This is a genomic window from Acinetobacter sp. YH12134 (genome assembly GCF_013418555.1).
Lineage (GTDB): Bacteria > Pseudomonadota > Gammaproteobacteria > Pseudomonadales > Moraxellaceae > Acinetobacter > Acinetobacter indicus.
Window position 1 is genome coordinate 60844 of sequence record NZ_VPBT01000016.1, and the last position, 18199, is coordinate 79042.

Annotated in this window: 15 protein-coding genes; 12 read left to right on the forward strand and 3 right to left on the reverse strand. The window is 46.6% G+C overall.

The genetic code is table 11. The features are described from left to right. Positions 1–33: 33 nt before the first annotated feature. The 3 genes from FTU69_RS10315 to purL all read right to left on the reverse strand — a co-directional run bounded on the left by FTU69_RS10315 (position 34) and on the right by purL (position 5452). Entirely contained in the window at positions 34–351 is a 318-nt protein-coding gene (locus FTU69_RS10315; RefSeq protein ID WP_005176621.1) for a hypothetical protein, read from the reverse strand. 274 nt (positions 352–625) lie between these two features. Further along, positions 626–1492, reverse strand: coding sequence for a carboxypeptidase-like regulatory domain-containing protein (locus FTU69_RS10320; protein WP_180103844.1), 867 nt, complete (start codon positions 1490–1492; stop codon positions 626–628). A 126-nt stretch (positions 1493–1618) separates the two neighbouring features. Continuing rightward, complete coding sequence (gene purL / locus FTU69_RS10325) at positions 1619–5452, reverse strand: phosphoribosylformylglycinamidine synthase (protein WP_180103845.1); 3834 nt, start codon at positions 5450–5452, stop codon at positions 1619–1621. Positions 5453–6739: 1287 nt separating this feature from the next. Here purL and FTU69_RS10330 point away from each other — a divergent pair. The 12 genes from FTU69_RS10330 to pal all read left to right on the forward strand — a co-directional run bounded on the left by FTU69_RS10330 (position 6740) and on the right by pal (position 18148). Next, complete coding sequence (locus FTU69_RS10330; protein WP_005176615.1) at positions 6740–8377, forward strand: sodium:solute symporter family protein; 1638 nt, start codon at positions 6740–6742, stop codon at positions 8375–8377. A gap of 11 nt (positions 8378–8388) precedes the next feature. After that, a complete protein-coding gene (locus FTU69_RS14705; protein WP_005176614.1) occupies positions 8389–8520 on the forward strand; it encodes a putative transporter small subunit in 132 nt (43 codons plus the stop codon). Positions 8521–8719: 199 nt separating this feature from the next. Further along, entirely contained in the window at positions 8720–10060 is a 1341-nt protein-coding gene (locus tag FTU69_RS10335) for a deoxyguanosinetriphosphate triphosphohydrolase (protein ID WP_180054511.1), read from the forward strand. Between the two features lie 188 nt (positions 10061–10248). Beyond that, positions 10249–10851 (forward strand): Holliday junction branch migration protein RuvA, encoded by a 603-nt coding sequence (gene ruvA, locus FTU69_RS10340; RefSeq protein WP_180054513.1) that lies wholly within the window; start codon positions 10249–10251, stop codon positions 10849–10851. A gap of 297 nt (positions 10852–11148) precedes the next feature. Then, positions 11149–12150: a Holliday junction branch migration DNA helicase RuvB gene (ruvB, locus tag FTU69_RS10345; protein WP_005176611.1), complete on the forward strand. Its 1002-nt coding sequence runs from the start codon at positions 11149–11151 to the stop codon at positions 12148–12150. Positions 12151–12236: 86 nt separating this feature from the next. Next, complete coding sequence (locus tag FTU69_RS10350) at positions 12237–12884, forward strand: hypothetical protein (protein WP_257222796.1); 648 nt, start codon at positions 12237–12239, stop codon at positions 12882–12884. A 308-nt stretch (positions 12885–13192) separates the two neighbouring features. Continuing rightward, entirely contained in the window at positions 13193–13606 is a 414-nt protein-coding gene (ybgC, locus tag FTU69_RS10355) for a tol-pal system-associated acyl-CoA thioesterase (RefSeq protein WP_005176609.1), read from the forward strand. A 22-nt stretch (positions 13607–13628) separates the two neighbouring features. Beyond that, a complete protein-coding gene (gene tolQ, locus FTU69_RS10360) occupies positions 13629–14327 on the forward strand; it encodes a protein TolQ (RefSeq protein ID WP_168381680.1) in 699 nt (232 codons plus the stop codon). After that, positions 14327–14776, forward strand: a complete 450-nt coding sequence (gene tolR / locus FTU69_RS10365) for a protein TolR (RefSeq protein WP_075167772.1) — start codon at positions 14327–14329, stop codon at positions 14774–14776. The genes tolQ and tolR overlap by 1 nt, the downstream gene beginning before the upstream one ends. Before the next feature lie 3 nt (positions 14777–14779). After that, positions 14780–16060, forward strand: coding sequence for a cell envelope integrity protein TolA (tolA, locus tag FTU69_RS10370; protein ID WP_180103846.1), 1281 nt, complete (start codon positions 14780–14782; stop codon positions 16058–16060). A 199-nt stretch (positions 16061–16259) separates the two neighbouring features. After that, positions 16260–17543, forward strand: coding sequence for a Tol-Pal system beta propeller repeat protein TolB (tolB, locus tag FTU69_RS10375; protein WP_370459252.1), 1284 nt, complete (start codon positions 16260–16262; stop codon positions 17541–17543). 35 nt (positions 17544–17578) lie between these two features. Further along, positions 17579–18148 (forward strand): peptidoglycan-associated lipoprotein Pal, encoded by a 570-nt coding sequence (pal, locus tag FTU69_RS10380; protein ID WP_005176597.1) that lies wholly within the window; start codon positions 17579–17581, stop codon positions 18146–18148. Positions 18149–18199: the final 51 nt, after the last annotated feature.

The following is an 18199-nucleotide window of genomic DNA, read 5'->3' on the forward strand; positions in this document are numbered from 1 at the left end:
TCCCTCTCTGTCAGATATTCCAATATTCAATAATTAAAACTGCACATCTATCATCTGAATAAACTCGAATGCCGGTTCTTCATAAGGATGGCTATCTTTTAAGGCACGGGCTACATTTGCTGCGTTATCTTCCGGTACAATGATTTCCACCCGCCATTCCTCTACTTTTTCAAGCGTGCCGACTTCCCCAATATACGGGTCTGCGCCACGTAAGGGTTTAAATTGCCCGGTGCCCAGCACCTGCCAGGCACAGTGTTCATAATCGCCGATTCCCCCACCACCGGCTTTAAATACAGCAGCTTTGGTGGCTTCCAGATGCGATTCAGGCACATAAAAAATCAGTTTTAGCATAGTCACTCCCGGTATTGATCTATCTTTCATACCGTATTGACTGGCCTGTTGTCATCTGCTGTTTGCAAGAAATGACCTAAATCCTGAATAGCGCTACATCTGTTTGAATAGATACAGTACTGATCCCAAACAATTGCCCAGCTTTAGCTATGGGTTTGGATGAAACATGGCAATGGAATAGCTAGAATTATTGAATCTTCAAAATCGATCAGATCCTTTATTTGCTTAGGCTATTCCATTGAGCTCATTATTTATCTCAGCAAGGTAATCTACTTTAAATTTTTCTTAAGACGCCTACAATATTCAGCATCTCGAAATTATCCTGATCGGTGTCCAGGGTATGTGACTTAATTTGCACCTGAATATGATCATTCACCTGAAAATGCCTTAACGGAAAACGGTGCTCATTGGCACTATAGGCGCCCGAACTCGGACTGTCCGACAGCAATTGGGTAATACTTAAACGCAGGTCATTTTTTCTGGAGATGGAAATTTTATCCTGATTGGCATACTGGCTCTGAATACCCTTGCCATACAACTGGATACAGAGCTGGTTATACTGTTTTTGCAGTGCCTGCGTATACTGAAAACCATCACTCCAGACCAGTCCTTGTGGCGCGGTCTGAATTCGGGTTTCCGGGTTTTTCACCAGTGAATCATCACCCAGATGAATTAAATGTAGCCCCTGCTGAAACACCACATGCGCTTCGGTTAAAGGTTTGAGCTGGACCAGATGGCTATGCTGATCAATATATAAATGCTGGTTCTGATAGGACAGCAACAGGATTTCCGGTTGATAACCCTCCATCCAGACGGTGCCGGCAATATGATCTGGATAATCATATTCACGAGGCAGATATAAGGTATAGCGGCCATCGGCCTGAGAATGGGTGTAATAGTTGTGTTCGCCCAGCTGCACATAGATTTTGGCTTGGGCGATAGGCTGTCCGCTGGCATCAAATACCTGACCTGAAACTGACCACTTTTCGCCTTGTGGCTGCGTACCAGACTGGGACTGGGTTAAACTGTAATGTAGTAGCTGAGCATATCTGACAGACTCTTGAATCTTGGCACTCTCACCACCACAACCGTTCAGCATAATCAAGCTGGTAAAAATAGGAATGACCGTTCGCATCTGCATTTTTGTTATCCACTTTTATAATTATGCTATTTATTGTACGGGGCCAGGCAAAATCAGCTATCCCCATTTTGGGATGAAACGCCGATAAAAAAGCCACCCGAAGGTGGCTTTTCAAAATAAGGTCAATTAACCAATGAATTTACGTGCGTTACGGAACATACGTAACCATGCACCATCTTCAGTCCATTCTTCAGGTTTCCAGGAATGTTGTACGGCACGGAAGTTACGCTCCGGGTGCGGCATCATAATCGTGGCACGACCATCTTTAGAGGTCACACCGGTAATCCCTTCTGGAGAACCGTTCGGGTTCAGTGGATAGTGCTGGGTCACATTGCCCTGACTGTCGACATAACGCAGGCTGATCTGGTTACCCGCATTTAATGCGGCAAAGTCTTCAGCGCTAGCCACAGCACGGCCTTCACCATGCGCAACCGCGATTGGCAGAATTGAACCTTCCATACCATCAAACAAAATCGAGTTTGATTTTTCTACACGCACGTTCACAGTACGCGCTTCAAACACTTCAGAGGTATTGCGATGGAAACGTGGCCAATGCTCTGCACCCGGAATCAGTGGTGCTAGTTGTGACAGCATTTGACAGCCGTTACAGATACCCACACTGAAAGTTTCTTGACGGTTAAAGAATTTCTCGAACTGGTCACGCAGTTTGGCATTGAACAGCACCGATTTCGCCCAGCCACCGCCGGCACCTAAAACGTCACCGTAAGAGAAGCCGCCACAGGTGACCAGACCTTCAAAGTCATCCAGGCTGATACGACCGGCCAGCAGGTCACTCATGTGTACGTCAACGGTGTTGAAACCGACTTTATCAAACGCAGCCGCCATTTCAACATGACCATTAACACCTTGCTCACGCAGAATCGCCATGTTTGGACGACGGGTGTTGATGTACGGTGCTTCAACCGGCTCGTTCAGGTCATAAGTTGGCTGTGCGATAATCCCCTGATGGGCTTTATCTGCAATTAAGGCAAATTCCTGATCGGCATTTTCAACGTTGTCACGTAAACGCTGGATCTGATAAGACACTTCTGCCCATGCCTGTTGCAGGTCAGTACGTTCCAGCACTAAACCGTTTACGGCCAACTGGTCAGAGTTGTTGACTGTACCGACAACCGTAATTGCATCTTTCAATGTCGACGCTGCAACTTCAGCTTGTAATGCTTCCCAATCTGCTTTGGCGATTTGTAGCACCGCACCAATTTCTTCAGCAAACAGGCTTGCAGTCGATTGATCTTCCAGTGCCACACCCAAGCGTGACGCAAACATCATCTCTGCAACAGTGGCCACCAAACCACCATCACCGATGTCGTGGTAGGCTTTAATCAGGCCACGGTTGTTCCAGTCTTGTACCAATGCGAAGAAGGCTTTGAAGTCATCGAAGCTGTCAACATCTGGTGTCACTGAACCAATCGCTTTGTACACTTGCGCCAGAATCGAACCGCCCAGACGGAATTGGCCTTTAGACAGGTCGATACGTACCAGTACAGATTCAAGATTTTTCAGTTCTGGTGTTAATGTCTTACGCACATCAGTCACAGGTGCAAATGCAGTGATCACGCCTGACATTGGCGAAGTGACAGATTTGTCTTCACCTTCCTCATTCCAGGTGGTACGCATAGACAGTGAGTCTTTACCGACTGGAATGGCAATGCCCAGTGCCGGACACATTTCCATACCAATCGCTTTTACGCCTTCGAACAGTGCCTGATCTTCACCTTTTTGTCCTGCTGCTGCCATCCAGTTCGCAGACAGTTTAATATCGCCAATCTGGTCAATTTTTGCAGACATCAGGTTGCTGATCGCTTCAGCTACCGCTAAACGTGCAGACGCTGCCGGGTTCAATAATGCCACTGGTGGACGTTCACCCATGGCCATCGCTTCACCGGTATAACCCACCAGGCTTGTGGTTGTTACTGCAGCATCCGCTACAGGCACTTGCCATGGGCCAACCATCTGGTCACGTGCCACCATACCGGTAATCGAACGGTCACCAATGGTGATCAGGAACGATTTAGAGGCAACGGTCGGGTTTTTCAGGACACGGTAAATCGCATCTTTCAGATCTGTCACTTGAGCTGCATCAAAATCATCGCCTTTACGCTCGATGCTTTCATATGAACGGCTCATACGTGGTGTACCGCCCAGCATCACCTGCATTGGCATATCCACTGGCTTGTTGCCAAAAAGTGGATCTTCAACGGTTAAATGACGCGCTTCAGTCGCTTCACCCAGTACCGCAAACGGACAACGTTCACGCGCACAGATCGATTCAAACAACGCTAGAGATTCTGGACGGATTGCCAGCACATAACGTTCTTGTGCTTCGTTCGACCAGATTTCCATTGGCGACATGCCTGGCTCAAGCGATGGAATCTTACGTAAATCCAGTACCGCACCGAGCTCATGATCGTTGACCAGTTCTGGCATTGCGTTTGAAATACCGCCCGCACCAACGTCATGCACTGAAACGATTGGGTTTTCATCTTCCATGCGCCAGCAGGTATCAATCACTTCCTGGCAACGGCGTTCCATTTCCGGGTTTTCACGTTGTACAGAAGCGAAGTCCAGGCTCTCACCCATGGTACCACTGTCTACAGAAGACGCTGCACCACCACCTAAACCGATCAGCATGGCTGGACCACCAAGCACGATGAGTAGATCGCCCGGTTGAATTGCATCTTTTTCGACATGATCCGGACGGATGTTACCGTAACCACCGGCAATCATAATTGGCTTATGGAAGCCTTTGACTTCGCCATTGACGTTTTGTTCAAAGGTACGGAAGTAACCATTTAAGGCAGGACGACCGAATTCGTTGTTAAACGCCGCACCACCGAGTGGACCTTCAATCATGATTTGCAGCGGAGAGGCCATACGTGATGGTTTGCCGTAGTTATCTTCCCATGGCTGTTCAAAGCCTGGAATGTTCAGGTTCGATGTGGTGAAACCAGTTAAACCTGCTTTAGGCTTACCACCACGACCGGTTGCGCCTTCATCACGGATTTCACCGCCTGAACCGGTTGCCGCACCAGCAAATGGAGCAATTGCGGTTGGGTGGTTATGGGTTTCCACCTTCATCAGGATGTGAGCCGCCTGGCTCTTGTATTTATAAACGTATTGACCGTTTTCTTCTTGCGTTGGGTAGAAACGCTGGGTATCAAAACCTACAATCACCGATGCGTTGTCTTTATATGCTGACAATACATCGGTTGGTGATTCTTTATAGGTGTTTTTGATCATCTGGAACAAAGACAACGGCTGAACTTCACCATCAATGGTCCATTCTGAACCGAAGATTTTATGACGGCAATGCTCAGAGTTGGCTTGCGCAAACATCATCAGTTCGATGTCGTTCGGGTTACGGCCCAGTTTGGTGAAAGCTTCAGTCAGATAATCAATTTCATCTTCAGACAGTGCAAAACCAAATTCATTGTTGGCTTTAACCAGTGCTTCTTTGCCCTGACCCAGAATATCAATCGAGTTTAACGGTTTTGGTGCGGTTTCCACGAACAGTGCGGCTGCATCTGCAATGTCAGTAAACACGCTTTCGGTCATGCGGTCATGCAAGATCTGTAATGCTTCTTTAGAAAGCGCTTTTACACCTTTTAGGGTAAACAGCAATCCGCGCTCCATACGGTGCACTGGAATATTACAGTTGGCAAAAATATCCGTCGCTTTGGATGACCACGGCGAAATGGTACCGACACGTGGGGTCACTAAAATTTGGACTTCGTCACTGGCAGGCTGACGTAATTCAAAAGATGCGCCATCATTTAACAGCTCTAAAGCTGATTGTTGCTGCTGCTCGTTGAGCGCTTGGTCAAACAGATAGATCCATTGGCTATCGAAAGATTGAACAGAACTAATTGACGATAAACGTGATAATAGTTGAGTTTTCTTAAAAGAAGAATGTGCAGGTGCACCGGCCACGATAAACATGCTGATTTTGGCTCCACGGGCAGATCTTTTGGACCTCGCCACAATGTGACTTGAAGAGAGCGCATATTCTACTGTGAAATGAGCCAATCAGCTAGAGAGGATTTGATAAATCTGACAGCGAAACGATCAGAGTTTTGATAAAAATCTGTTTATTTCCAGTCAAAAAAATTGAACCGGCCGCGCAGCTTATCATATTTTGTTTCATATCGAGTAAAACTGTATTGATAATTTTTTGCATCAGAAAAATTGTATTATTTTTCAACAGTTCTATACGCATGATGAAAGCTAGCCCAAGATTGTCTGAATAGCCTGCTGCAGAACCAGAAATTAAATTTTTTGTACGAATTAATCATCCTGAAAGCTGAGTACCCATATCCACCCGAAGAGAGCGTTACTGTCATCCGCTCAGGATCTCTTTGGTCTTTGCCTTTGTGAACCTTGAACCCTGAGACTTCACCCCCTCTTAGATGGGATTTTTACGTTCAATATTTCTACTATTTTTCGTCCTGTATTCTCTTGAGTTCAACTTGAGTTATTCACCTAAAAGAAAGAATGAAAATAAGGAAATCCAACCATTATAATCTCATACCCCGAATATGTCACAAGAGTTTTTTCCATTATGTATTTCACTCCCTAATATCAGGGATAATTTAGTAGTTAATATATAGCCATTCTCAAGAAAAAAGCCATATATAAATATCCATCCTAAAATTATCTTTGCATCTATTTGATAAATGATTACTTACCTTTCATAAAAAAAACTTGTCAATAATATGAAGAAATAACATTTAAAATAAATTTCATCCAATTCATTCTACAAAAATTGGTTTAAAATATAAGCTTTGAGTAGCAAGTAAAAATCGAAAAAATATGAATTTTTAAGTTTTGTTACTTTTTTTAACATTTTAAATTAATGCAAACTTCAATAAGTTTTAATCCAATCTATAAATTACTGTAATTCCTAAAAAATATTCATATATTTGACCCTGCAAAATCATAGTTTTTATTTAAAAACCACCCCTATATCAGTAAAAAACCTTACTTCCCACTGACTTCATCAGTGAATTTGATGGTTTTATGTTAAGCTCTAGCTCAATTGCTGAGGCAAGGTCCATTTTTGGACTCACCTACGTACATCTTTTTATGCTGTGGATCAAATATCGGCTAGATATTTAAACACCAGATTTCTCATTTTCTGCAGCTTTATGCTCTGCCTGTTTTAGAGCCTTAGTCCGTCACCAAAAGATTTGTTTTTTAAAATAAAGGTGCCTCGCTTAAGGAGTAATTATGTTTCAATTCACTAGTACAACCACTGTACTATTGATGGTGCTTTTTTACGGCATTACCTTTGTACTGTCGTTACGTATTAAACAAAAAAATGAAAATGTCGATGGCTATATGGTCTCGAATGGTTCTATTGGCTTTGGTATGTCTGCGGCCAGCATGACCGCAACTTGGATTTGGGCAGCGTCATTCTATGCAGCTGCCTCTTCAGGTTATAAATACGGCGTTTCCGGTGCCTTGCACTACGGCCTCTGGGGCGCGCTGATGATTTTGTTTATTTATCCTTTTGGTAAGCGCTTTCGTGAGTTGGCACCCAATGCACATACGCTGGCAGAAATTATGCATGCCCGCCATGGCAACCAGAGCCAGATGATTTTGGCAGGTTCCAATATTGTGGGAAGTGTCATCAGTTTGATGGTGAATTTTACTGCAGCAGGTGCCTTAGTCGAAATTTTATCTCCCTTAAGCTTTGTACATGGCGTCTTGATCACCGGGATTGGTGTGCTGTCTTATACCCTCTGGTCTGGCTTCCGTTCCTCTGTATTTACCGATTTTGGCCAGCTGGTGGCGATGATCGTGGCGGCGGTGATCATTATCCCAACGCTGTTCTTCACTTTGGGCGGACCGTCCCTGTTTCAAACGGGTATTCACAACCTGCAGCCTGAACAGCTCGATTTCTTCTCTAAAACTGCATTTCTAGAACAAGGTGCGCCTTTCTTCGTCGCAGTCCTGGCGTATGCCATCGGTAACCAGACCATTGCCCAGCGTTTATTTGCGGTACGGGAAGACTTGATTAAACCCAGTTTTATTACGGCGACGATTGGTTATGCCGCGATTGTGATCGGGTTGGGGATGCTCGGCTTACTGGCCTTGTTTGCCGGAATTCAACCGATTGATGGCAACTTGAATAACCTGATTCCACAAATGGCAGCGACGTATCTCTCTCCATTTATGGTGGCCCTGTTATTTATCATGGTGATCGGTGCGCTGTCTTCAACGGCTGACTCGGATCTGTCTGCGTTATCTGCGATTGTGATGACTGACATTTATGGAAAACAGATTGCCAAAAACCAACCTAATCCCAAGAAAATGCTGTTTATTGGTCGTATAACCATGATTGTCGCCACCATGCTTGGGATCATTATCGCCACTTTAAAATTTGACATTTTATCAATGCTGATTTTTGTGGGTGCACTTTGGGGGTCTATTGTATTTCCGGTAATTGTCAGCCTGTATTGGGACAAAGTGAATTCTCGTGCCTTTAACTGGTCGGTCGGGCTCGCCTTCGTCAGCTTCCTGATTGTCCGTTTTGAATGGATTCCAATCCAGGGCTTGATTGCGCTTGGCTTTGAGCTACTTGCAACCCTGGGTATTGGTGTGGTGCTGGGTCTGATGACCTTTGGTTTCTTCGGCAAAAAAGTCGGTTTGGTGGTGGGTATCTTGGCCAGTATTGGCTTCATGCCATGGACCATCGGCTTCTTGCGTGAATACGGCACCTTATTAAGTTCACTGACTGCTTATGGCAGTAGTGCTCTGGTCTGTACTGTTCTGACCTTGGTCTACAGTAAAGAACGATTTGATTTTAAACAAATCAACAAGATGGTGATTGAATTTCACCAGCTATCTGAGAAAAGTAAATAAGGAGATTTCAGATGACTAGTCAATTATTGACCCTATATGTACTTTTTTGGCCGTTGATCGCAAGCCTGGTCTTGTTCACAATTTGCTTGAATGTCTATAAAGATGCACAACAAGCCAAGGAAACTGGTGAAGGGCTGGTGTAATTTTAACTCTTCATGAAAAAGCAGGCTCATTTGGCCTGTTTTTTTTATGGCCGTTTCATATTGTTTGAATCACTTGTCTATATTGAGGAGCAAGATTTTTTCTGCTTTTCATTCCCATGACAATTCATGTCGCCTCACTCTAGTACTGGGCTTGGTTTTTTGGCATGATGCAAAGCAGTAAATAATTGAATAATGATAAATGACACAGATGCGTTGGTTAGAACTGCTTTCGACAGTTCGCATTGGTAGTAAAAAGCAAAGTACTGAACAGGCGCGTAGCCCGTTTCATAAAGATTATGACCGTATTATTTTCTCGCAGAGTTTCCGGCAGCTGAACCGCAAAACCCAGGTCCATCCGCTTACCCAACATGATGGTATTCATACCCGCCTGACCCATTCGCTGGAAGTGTCCTGTATTGGCCGTTCACTGGGGATGCTGGCAGCAGAAAAAATCAAGGATCAGCTGCCTCCGTGGATTACCCCGGCCGATGTCGGCGCGATTATTCAAGCCGCCTGTCTGGCGCATGATATTGGCAATCCGCCTTTTGGTCATGCCGGTGAATATGCCATTCGTGAATGGTTTGATGATGCCTCACATACCGACTTTTTAAAGGACCTAAGTCCGGAACAGGAAGCCGATGTACGCCAGTTTGAAGGTAATGCCCAAGGCCTGCGCCTGCTGACCAAAATTGACTATCATCCGCATGATGGTGGTATGCGTCTGACCTATGCCACCTTGGGTGCCTATTTAAAATATCCGTGGCTGTCGAAAACCATGGCCTCGCAGGGCAATCGTCCGGCCAGTCAGCGCGCCAAATTCGGCTGCTATCAGGCAGAAAAAGACATTCTGAAACAGATTGCCGAACAGCTCGGCCTGATTGAAAGCGGACCTTATCGTTATTGCCGCCATCCGCTGACCTATTTACTCGAAGCCGCAGATGACATCTGCTATGCGCTGATTGATCTGGAAGATGGCATTATCCTGAACATGCTCAGCTATGATGAGGTCGAACCGATTTTCCTGAACCTGATTGGCGATTATGGCATGCCGGAAGAACTGTCTTTGGACAGCACCACCTGGCAGCAGAAAATTGCCGCGCTACGTGGCCGGGTGATGAAACGTCTGGTCGATGAAGTCACCAGCGCCTTTGCCAAGCAGCATGACCAGATTCTTTCGGGCCAGCTGAAAGGGACCTTGCTGCAATATTGCTCGGCCGATATTGAAATTGGCATTAACCGGGCCAAAGAACTGGCGCGTGATAAAATTTTTGAACATCCGCAAAAAGCCGGTCTGGAAATTATTGCCCATCAGAGCCTGCAAAGTATTCTGGATGCCTTTATTCCGCTGACCACACCGCATAAAACCTTAAGCTTTAAAGAGCAGCGGCTGATGGCAATTTTGCAGCGTTCCGGTGCCCATTTTGGTCCAGATCACTATGACAATATCATGCAGGTGCTGGATATTATCTCAAAATTCTCGGATCATCAGGCGTATAACCTGGCGCAGGAATTACAAGGCAATAAAGCCGGATTCTTTTAAGTACAGCCTGCCGTTTTGGGAGAACCTCCAAAACTGCTTTATACTTTTGCGCGTGCTGACATTGCTTGTGCAACACCCCTGCCCATCGGCTGTATATCGTAGAGCATCACAGAAAAGTGGATGACTTCAAGATGCAGACGACAGGCTCGGAACTGAAAAATTTAACCGAATAGAAGTGAATAAACTGAATGATTGGATGTCTGATTGGTGAGGTGTTTGCCCTCGAAGCCCCTACGGTCTTATTAAATGTCAATGGTGTGGGCTATGAAGTCGATACACCGCTGTCTACATTTTGCCAATTACAAAAAGGCCAGAAAGTCACCTTATGGACCCATTTAGCAGTCCGTGAAGATGCTCAACTGCTATATGGTTTTCTTGATGCGCAGGAAAAAACCATTTTCCGCACCCTGCTCAAGGTCAACGGTGTTGGTCCAAAAATGGCACTCGGCATTCTATCGACTTTAAGCGTCGACATGCTGATTCACACGGTTGAACATGAAGATATTAACACCCTGGTCAAAGTACCGGGTGTCGGCAAAAAAACCGCCGAACGACTGATGATTGAACTGCGTGACCGCTTTAAAGCTATGGCTGCCGGCAATGCACCAAGCAACACCAGCAGCACACAAATCCAATTTATGGGGAACTCAGCGGTGGCCGAAGCCGAAGCAGCTTTACAATCCTTAGGCTACAAACCACAGGAAGCACAAAAACTGGTGAATGCTGCCAAAGGCGACTTCACCGAAGCCAGCGACATTATCCGGGCAGCATTAAAGTCGATGAACAAATAGAACACTCTATTTTGTTTCAAGGCCAGCATGACATACGCGAAAATGTCATTCGCAACTGTTTGAGGTAGGAAGCATTTGCACAAAAATGTTTCTACGATATAGTCGAGACAAATCATCTTTTGACGAGTTTTGCGAATGACGATGGTTTTGCTTACTTTTGCCGAATGAGAAATATATTTCGCAAGGTAAGGCCAACCGCAGGTTATTCCCGAAATTTAATTTTCTTGGAACATCCGTCAAAAAGCGCTTTTGACGTCTGCCCCATTAAACTGTATTTACCTGAAGTTTACATAATATATGCAAGACCGTCTTATCAGTGGTTCTGAAAAACCCGAAGATCAAATTGATCGCGCCATCCGCCCCACCTCCCTCGATGACTACATCGGTCAACCGGTGGTGCGTGAACAAATGGAAATCTTTATTGGTGCAGCGCGCGGCCGCGGCGAAGCCCTCGATCATACCCTGATTTTCGGCCCACCGGGCTTAGGTAAAACCACCCTAGCCAATATCATTGCCCGTGAAATGGGCGGCAACCTGAAATCGACTTCGGGGCCTGTGCTTGAACGTGCCGGTGACTTGGCAGCCATGCTGACCAACCTTGAAGAAGGCGATGTACTGTTTATTGATGAAATTCATCGCCTGTCACCAGTGATTGAAGAAATCCTCTATCCGGCGATGGAAGATTACCAGCTGGACATCATGATTGGTGAAGGCCCGGCAGCGCGTTCGATCAAACTGGACTTGCCGGCATTTACTCTGGTCGCCGCCACCACGCGGGCCGGTCTGCTCACTTCGCCGCTGCGTGACCGTTTCGGGATTGTGCAGCGTTTAGAATTCTACTCGGTGGAAGATCTGACCCATATCGTAAAACGTTCTGCCAGTTTAATGGATGTCCCGATGACCGAAGAAGGCGCGGCAGAAATTGCCCGCCGTTCCCGCGGCACACCGCGTATTGCCAACCGCTTGTTGCGCCGGGTACGTGACTATGCCCAGGTCAAAGGCACCGGCGAAGTCACCCATGCAATGGCCCAGCGCGCTCTGGATATGCTCAATGTCGATAAAGATGGCCTAGACACCCTGGACCGTCGCTATCTGTCGATGTTACTGGAACGTTTTGACGGCGGACCTGCTGGTGTCGAAGCATTGGCTGCAGCCATGGCAGAAGATTCGGGCACCTTGGAAGATGTGATTGAGCCTTATCTGATTCAGCAAGGTTATGTGATGCGTACTGCACGTGGCCGGATTGCCACCAATATGGCTTATTTGCAGTTTGGTATGACCCCGCCGGAACCGAAATAACAGCAATGCCTGACCTTCATTGCTTATGAGATGATGAAGGTCTTTGATAAATAACAACTTGAACACGCACTCGTACAAGAATAATGATGACCGAACAACAACTAATTCAACACATTCAGCAGCATTTTGATGAGCTGATAGAGCAATTGCAGCCAATCCTGCCCCTACCTTATGGCAAACCATTCCAGTTTTTCAGTGAATCTGAGTTAAACTATCTGAACCAGCTTTTGCAAGGCGATCTCAGTCACTGGCTGAGCTTCGATTTTAAAAATGAACGCGGCAAAATCATTGATGCAGATCAAGCTGGCATTGAACAGATCGACCTGCATCGGCATGGGCACTGGTCTATCGATGCCATCCATTTTGATCAGCTATGCGCCATCCACTGGATTAGCCTGTATTTTTCCGAAGAACTTAAACCCTTTATTGAAACCTATACCCAACCACTCACTTCAGTAAAACCGAAACAGAAGCTTGCCCTGATTCTGACGTTACTGGCCGTGCTGGGCGGAATTGGTAGTTATCTGCTGCAAGACGCTGTAGGAATTGTCTTATCTGTGGCGGCATTCTTTCTTAGTATGATCTGGTATGGCTTACTCCAGCTACGACAATATTTTGCCAATAAACAGCCGCAGCAGTTTGAGCGAACTTTCGTGATCAGCAGCTATTTTGCCTTGCATCTACGTGATTATGCGGTGGAACGGCTGTACCTCGATCATCCGGACAGTGCCTAAAACCGCACTGGCAACAGTGCTATCAAAATTGCCAATGACCAAGCACAGGCGGCATGGCAAAAAAAGGCATAAATCACGTGTCAATTCACCTAATTCAACCTGTACCGAACGATAAATATCCAATCTCAGCTCTACATTCTTTATACCTTTGCCACTGGATTTGACACCTTGTGCCATAGGAGCAAAAAGTCATTATGCTAAACTGCAAAGCCAACCCAGTCGGGCATTTGACAGAACCTCAGACAACTTCAATCCAGTTCTGTACGGCCCTTCCAGACCAAAACTGAAAATTGTAATGGAACAGTATCATGGCGAATAAATTTGAATTTCAAATTCGTATCTATATGGAAGACACCGATGCAGGCGGGATTGTATACCATGCCAATCATATTCGTTTCATGGAGCGCACCCGGACCGAATGGCTGCGTGCTTCCGGCGTCGATCATTATTGGCATCAAAACGACTATAACTTTGTCGTGCATAAAATTAATGTCAAATATATGCGTCCAATCTTAATGGATGATCTGATTACTGTTACAGCAAGTGTTGTTTCGTGTAAAGCAACGTCATTTGTATTGCAACAAAATATTTATCGTGGTGAAATCATGCTTGCTTCTGGTGAGGTGGAATTGGCATGTTTAAGTTCTGAAATGCGTCCACGTCGCCTTCCGGATGAAATTCGTGGCCTGATTCTAAAAGAGCTAGGACAGGACCAAGACTAAAAACTTATGGCACTACGTAACTATGGCAACACAATTAGAATCATCTCTACAAGTCTCTGATCTTATTTTGCAGGCAAGCCCTGTGGTACAACTGGTCATGTTGGTGCTGTTACTGGCCTCCTTGTATAGTTGGTATCTGATCGCCAAGTTACATCTCAGTTATAAAAAAGCCCAGGCCGATGATAATCATTTCCAGAAAATCTTCTGGTCTGGTGCTGAATTAAATACGCTATATAACAACGCCCAACTCAATTCCAAACGCACCGGCCTGGAAGATATTTTCTATCAGGGTCTGGGTGAATTTCTCAAATTGAAAAAACGTCATGCCCCGACTGCACAAAGTCTAGAAGGTACCGAACGTATTTTACGTGTCGGTTTAAGCCGTGACCAAGGCCAACTGGAACAAGGCTTAGGCGCGCTGGCCAGCATTGGCTCTGTGGCACCGTATATTGGTTTATTTGGAACCGTGTGGGGCATTATGAATGCCTTTATTGGCCTGGCCGATGTCGATCAGGTAACACTGGCTACCGTTGCACCGGGGATTGCCGAAGCGCTGATTGCCACCGCAATTGGTTTATTTGCCGCAATTCCAGCAGTCCTGGCCTTTAACCATTACACCGCCAAAGGTGAAAGCCTCTATTCAGACCGTGCCTTGTTTGCTGAAGAAATGGTGGCCTTATTACAACGTCAGTCTTTGGGTTCAGCACGGGAACATGACTAATGGCCATTCAACGTTCCGGACGCTTCGAGCGTATTAAAAAGCCCTTAAAAAGTGATATGAACGTAGTGCCTTACATCGACGTGATGTTGGTGCTGCTGGTCATTTTTATGGTCACTGCCCCAATGATTACCAGCGGTATCAATGTCGATTTGCCGCAGGCCAATGGCAATCCGATTGAATCCAAAGATGCGCCAGCCAGGGTCACTCTAGACAAAGATGGTCATTATTATCTTGAATACAAACAATATAAGGCAGAGCCACTGACTTTAGCTCAGCTCACCGAAATTTTAACAGAAGCACAAACGACTGCTTCTGCTGAAAATAAAAAATTAAATGTGGTGATTCGTGGACACAATACGCGTCCCTATGGCGATGTCATTGCATTAATGGCAAGCTTGCAAGAGGCGGGGCTTGAACAAGTTGGCTTACTCACCGAATCTGTACAATAAGCTATGAAAGATTTTAAAAAGCCACCTTTTAAGCACAATGCACTCGCTCTGGGATTTACCATTGGCGTGCATGTCATTGCCGTGGTGGGTTTACTTTATCTGGGCATGAGCCAGCCACCGGAGCCACCCAAACAGATTCGGACCGTGCTGATTAAACCGGAAGATTTACCCCCAGTTACTCGTGAAGAAACCGAGTTTGCTGAGACCGCACATAAAAATGTAGCAGCCGAGATTCAGCAAACCGCGACTCCGGTTGAAGACGCTCCGGTAATTCCGGTCGCACCACCAGCTGTGCCTCAGCCAGAACCGGCCAAAGCACAACCAAGCAATACTGCCGCACAACAACAGGCCGAACAGCAAAAACGCCTGGAAGCACGTGCACAAGCGGAAGCAGAAAAATTACAGGCACAACAGGCCCAGCGCGCCAAGGCAGAAGCTGAACGTAAAGCCCAAGCCGCTGAAAAAGCCAAGGCCACTGCACAGGCCAAAGCCGAGGCAGAAGCCAAACGCCGCAGCGAAGCTGAAGCCCTGCGTAAGGCAGAAGCAGCAGAAAAAGCCAAACTTGATGCACGTCGTAAGGCGGAAGCGGAAGCCAAACGTAAAGCCGAAGCGGCAGATAAGGCCAAGGCGGAGGCGGCAGCCAAGGCGAAGGCAGATGCAGAGGCGAAACGCAAAGCCGATGCTGAAGCCAAACGCAAAGCCGAGGCTGCGAATAAAGCCAAAGCAGAAGCAGCAGCCAAAGCCAAGGCGGAAGCGGATGCTAAACGCAAAGCCGATGCTGAAGCCAAACGCAAAGCCGAGGCTGCGAATAAAGCCAAAGCAGAAGCAGCAGCCAAAGCCAAGGCGGAAGCGGATGCTAAACGCAAAGCCGAAGCAGCTGAAAAAGCTAAAGCGGATGCAGCGGCGAAAGCCAAAGCCGATGCAGAGGCCGAAGCCCGCGCTGAAGCAGAAGCCAAAGCCTCGGCGGCCAAACAGGCGGCTGAAGAAGCGGCACAAAAGAAAGCTGAAGCCAAACGGATTGCCTCTACAGCCAAACGCGATTTTGAAAACAAGATCCGTCGCGCCTGGGATATTCCGGTCGGCTCTTCTGGCAAAACTGCCACGGCACGGGTTACGCTAACCGACAGCGGTTCGGTGGCCTCGGTGATTGTGAACTCCAGTGATCCGGACATGAAAGCCAGTGTCGAGGCCGCGGTACGTGCTGCTGCACCCTATCCAATGCCTTCGGACCCGGATGCACGCCGTGAAGCACGCAGTTTTACCTCCAGCTTTACTGCCAAATAAGCTGACTCGCCATCCTGTCAAAAGCCGGGATGGCCTGTTATTTTTCAGTTACACTGCACAACAAGCGACAAAATTTTATTCACTTTTCACAGTGTTATAACAGTTTGGTCATAATTCTCTGCTTTAAATCTCAAATAAGCATGGCATTATGTAGAACAATCACATCAACAAGAATTATGTTTTGAGTAAATAGCGAATGATGGAAATGAAGCCTAAACATCTACTTTGCTTGGCAATTTTTACTGCTTTGGGTCCAATAATGGTCTCTCAAACCCATGCCCAGCTACATCTGGAAATTGCCAAAGCACCTGCAGAAGCCCCGAAAATTGCCATCATTCCGTTTAGTAATGATCAAAGCATTTACCCGATTGTTGAAAATGACCTGAACCGTTCCGGCAAATTCACCAGCTCATCAAAAAACTTGCCGGCAAGTGCAGCAAATAATAGTCCGAATGCCGCTGCTTGGCAGGCCGCCGGTGTACCTTATGTAGTGACTGGTACCAGCAAGCCAACTGCAGATGGTGGCTTTGAAATTCACTATCAGCTGTATGATGTGCAAAAGCAGCAGTATTTATTAAACGAATTACTGACTGTACCGGCTTCACGTACCCGTCAGGCTGCACATATGATCAGTGACACCATCTATGAAGCACTGACCGGTATTAAAGGCGATTTCAGTGGTCGTATTGCCTATGTCTTGCGAAATCCGGCCACTCCGGAGCAGCGCTATACCCTGCAAATTGCCGACACCGATGGTGAACAGCCAAGAACCATTCTGACTTCACGCGATCCAATCTTGTCGCCGGCCTGGACGCCAGATGCCAAGAAAATTGCCTACGTGTCCTTTGAAACCAAACGCCCTGCGATTTATGTTCAGGATTTATCTACCGGTTCACGTGAAAAACTGGCCAGCTTCCGTGGCTTAAATGGCGCACCAAGCTTCTCTCCAGATGGTTCACGCATGCTGTTTACAGCTTCAATGCACGGCAATCCGGAAATTTACGAGATGGATCTGGGCACGCGTCAACTCAAGCGCATGACCAATGACAGCGCCATTGATACAGAAGCACGCTACGCACCCGATGGTAAATCGTTTATTTTTACTTCAGATCGTGGCGGCTCAGTGCAAATCTATCGCTATGACCTGAACACGGGCAGCAGCAAACGTCTGACCTTCCGCGGCGCATTTAATGCGCGTGGTACTTTAAGTGCCGATGGTAAAAAACTGGCGCTGGTTCATCGTCCAAGTGGCAGCAATTATAAAGTTGCGATTCAGGACATTAATACCGGCATTACCAATATCCTCACCCCAACCAGCCTGGATGAATCTCCAAGCTTCTCACCAAATGGACAGATGGTGGTCTATGCAACCCGTGAAGGTGCGCGTGGCCTGCTGTCCATTATGTCTTTAGATGGTCGTTTCCGTATGAATTTGCCAAGTGAACAAGGTGAAGTGCGTGAACCGGCTTGGGCACCAAAATAAGAGCAACTGAACAACCAAGTTTCATGGAGATGAAAATGAACGCAGTAAAATTATTTGTATTGCCTGTACTGGCCTCAGCGCTGGTGATGACTGGCTGTGCCAACCGTAAGCCTGCAACCGATGTTCAAGCAGGACAAACACCGACCTCTTCAACCACAGTCAATACACAAGGCTTAAGTGATGATGCAGCCTTGAATGCACAAAACCTGGCTGGTGCATCTGCCAAAGGTGTAACTGAAGCCAATAAAGCATTCTTGGCGAAACGTGTGGTGCACTTTGACTATGACAGCAGCGAACTGTCGAATGAAGACCTGCAAACCTTACAGGCGCATGCACAGTTCCTGATGGCCAATGCCAACTCGAAAGTCGCGCTTACAGGTCATACCGATGAACGTGGTACCCGTGAATACAACATGGCCCTTGGTGAGCGTCGTGCCAAAGCAGTCGAAAGCTTCCTGGTCACCACAGGCGTGAATCCGGGTCAATTGGAACCGGTCAGCTATGGTAAAGAAATGCCGGTTAACCCAGGTCATGATGAAAGTGCCTGGAAAGAAAACCGCCGTGTTGAAATCAACTACGAAGCGGTACCACCTTTACTGCGTTAAGATGGCATCATTGAGCAGAGTTGCTCAATATAAAAAAGCGCTCCATCGGGC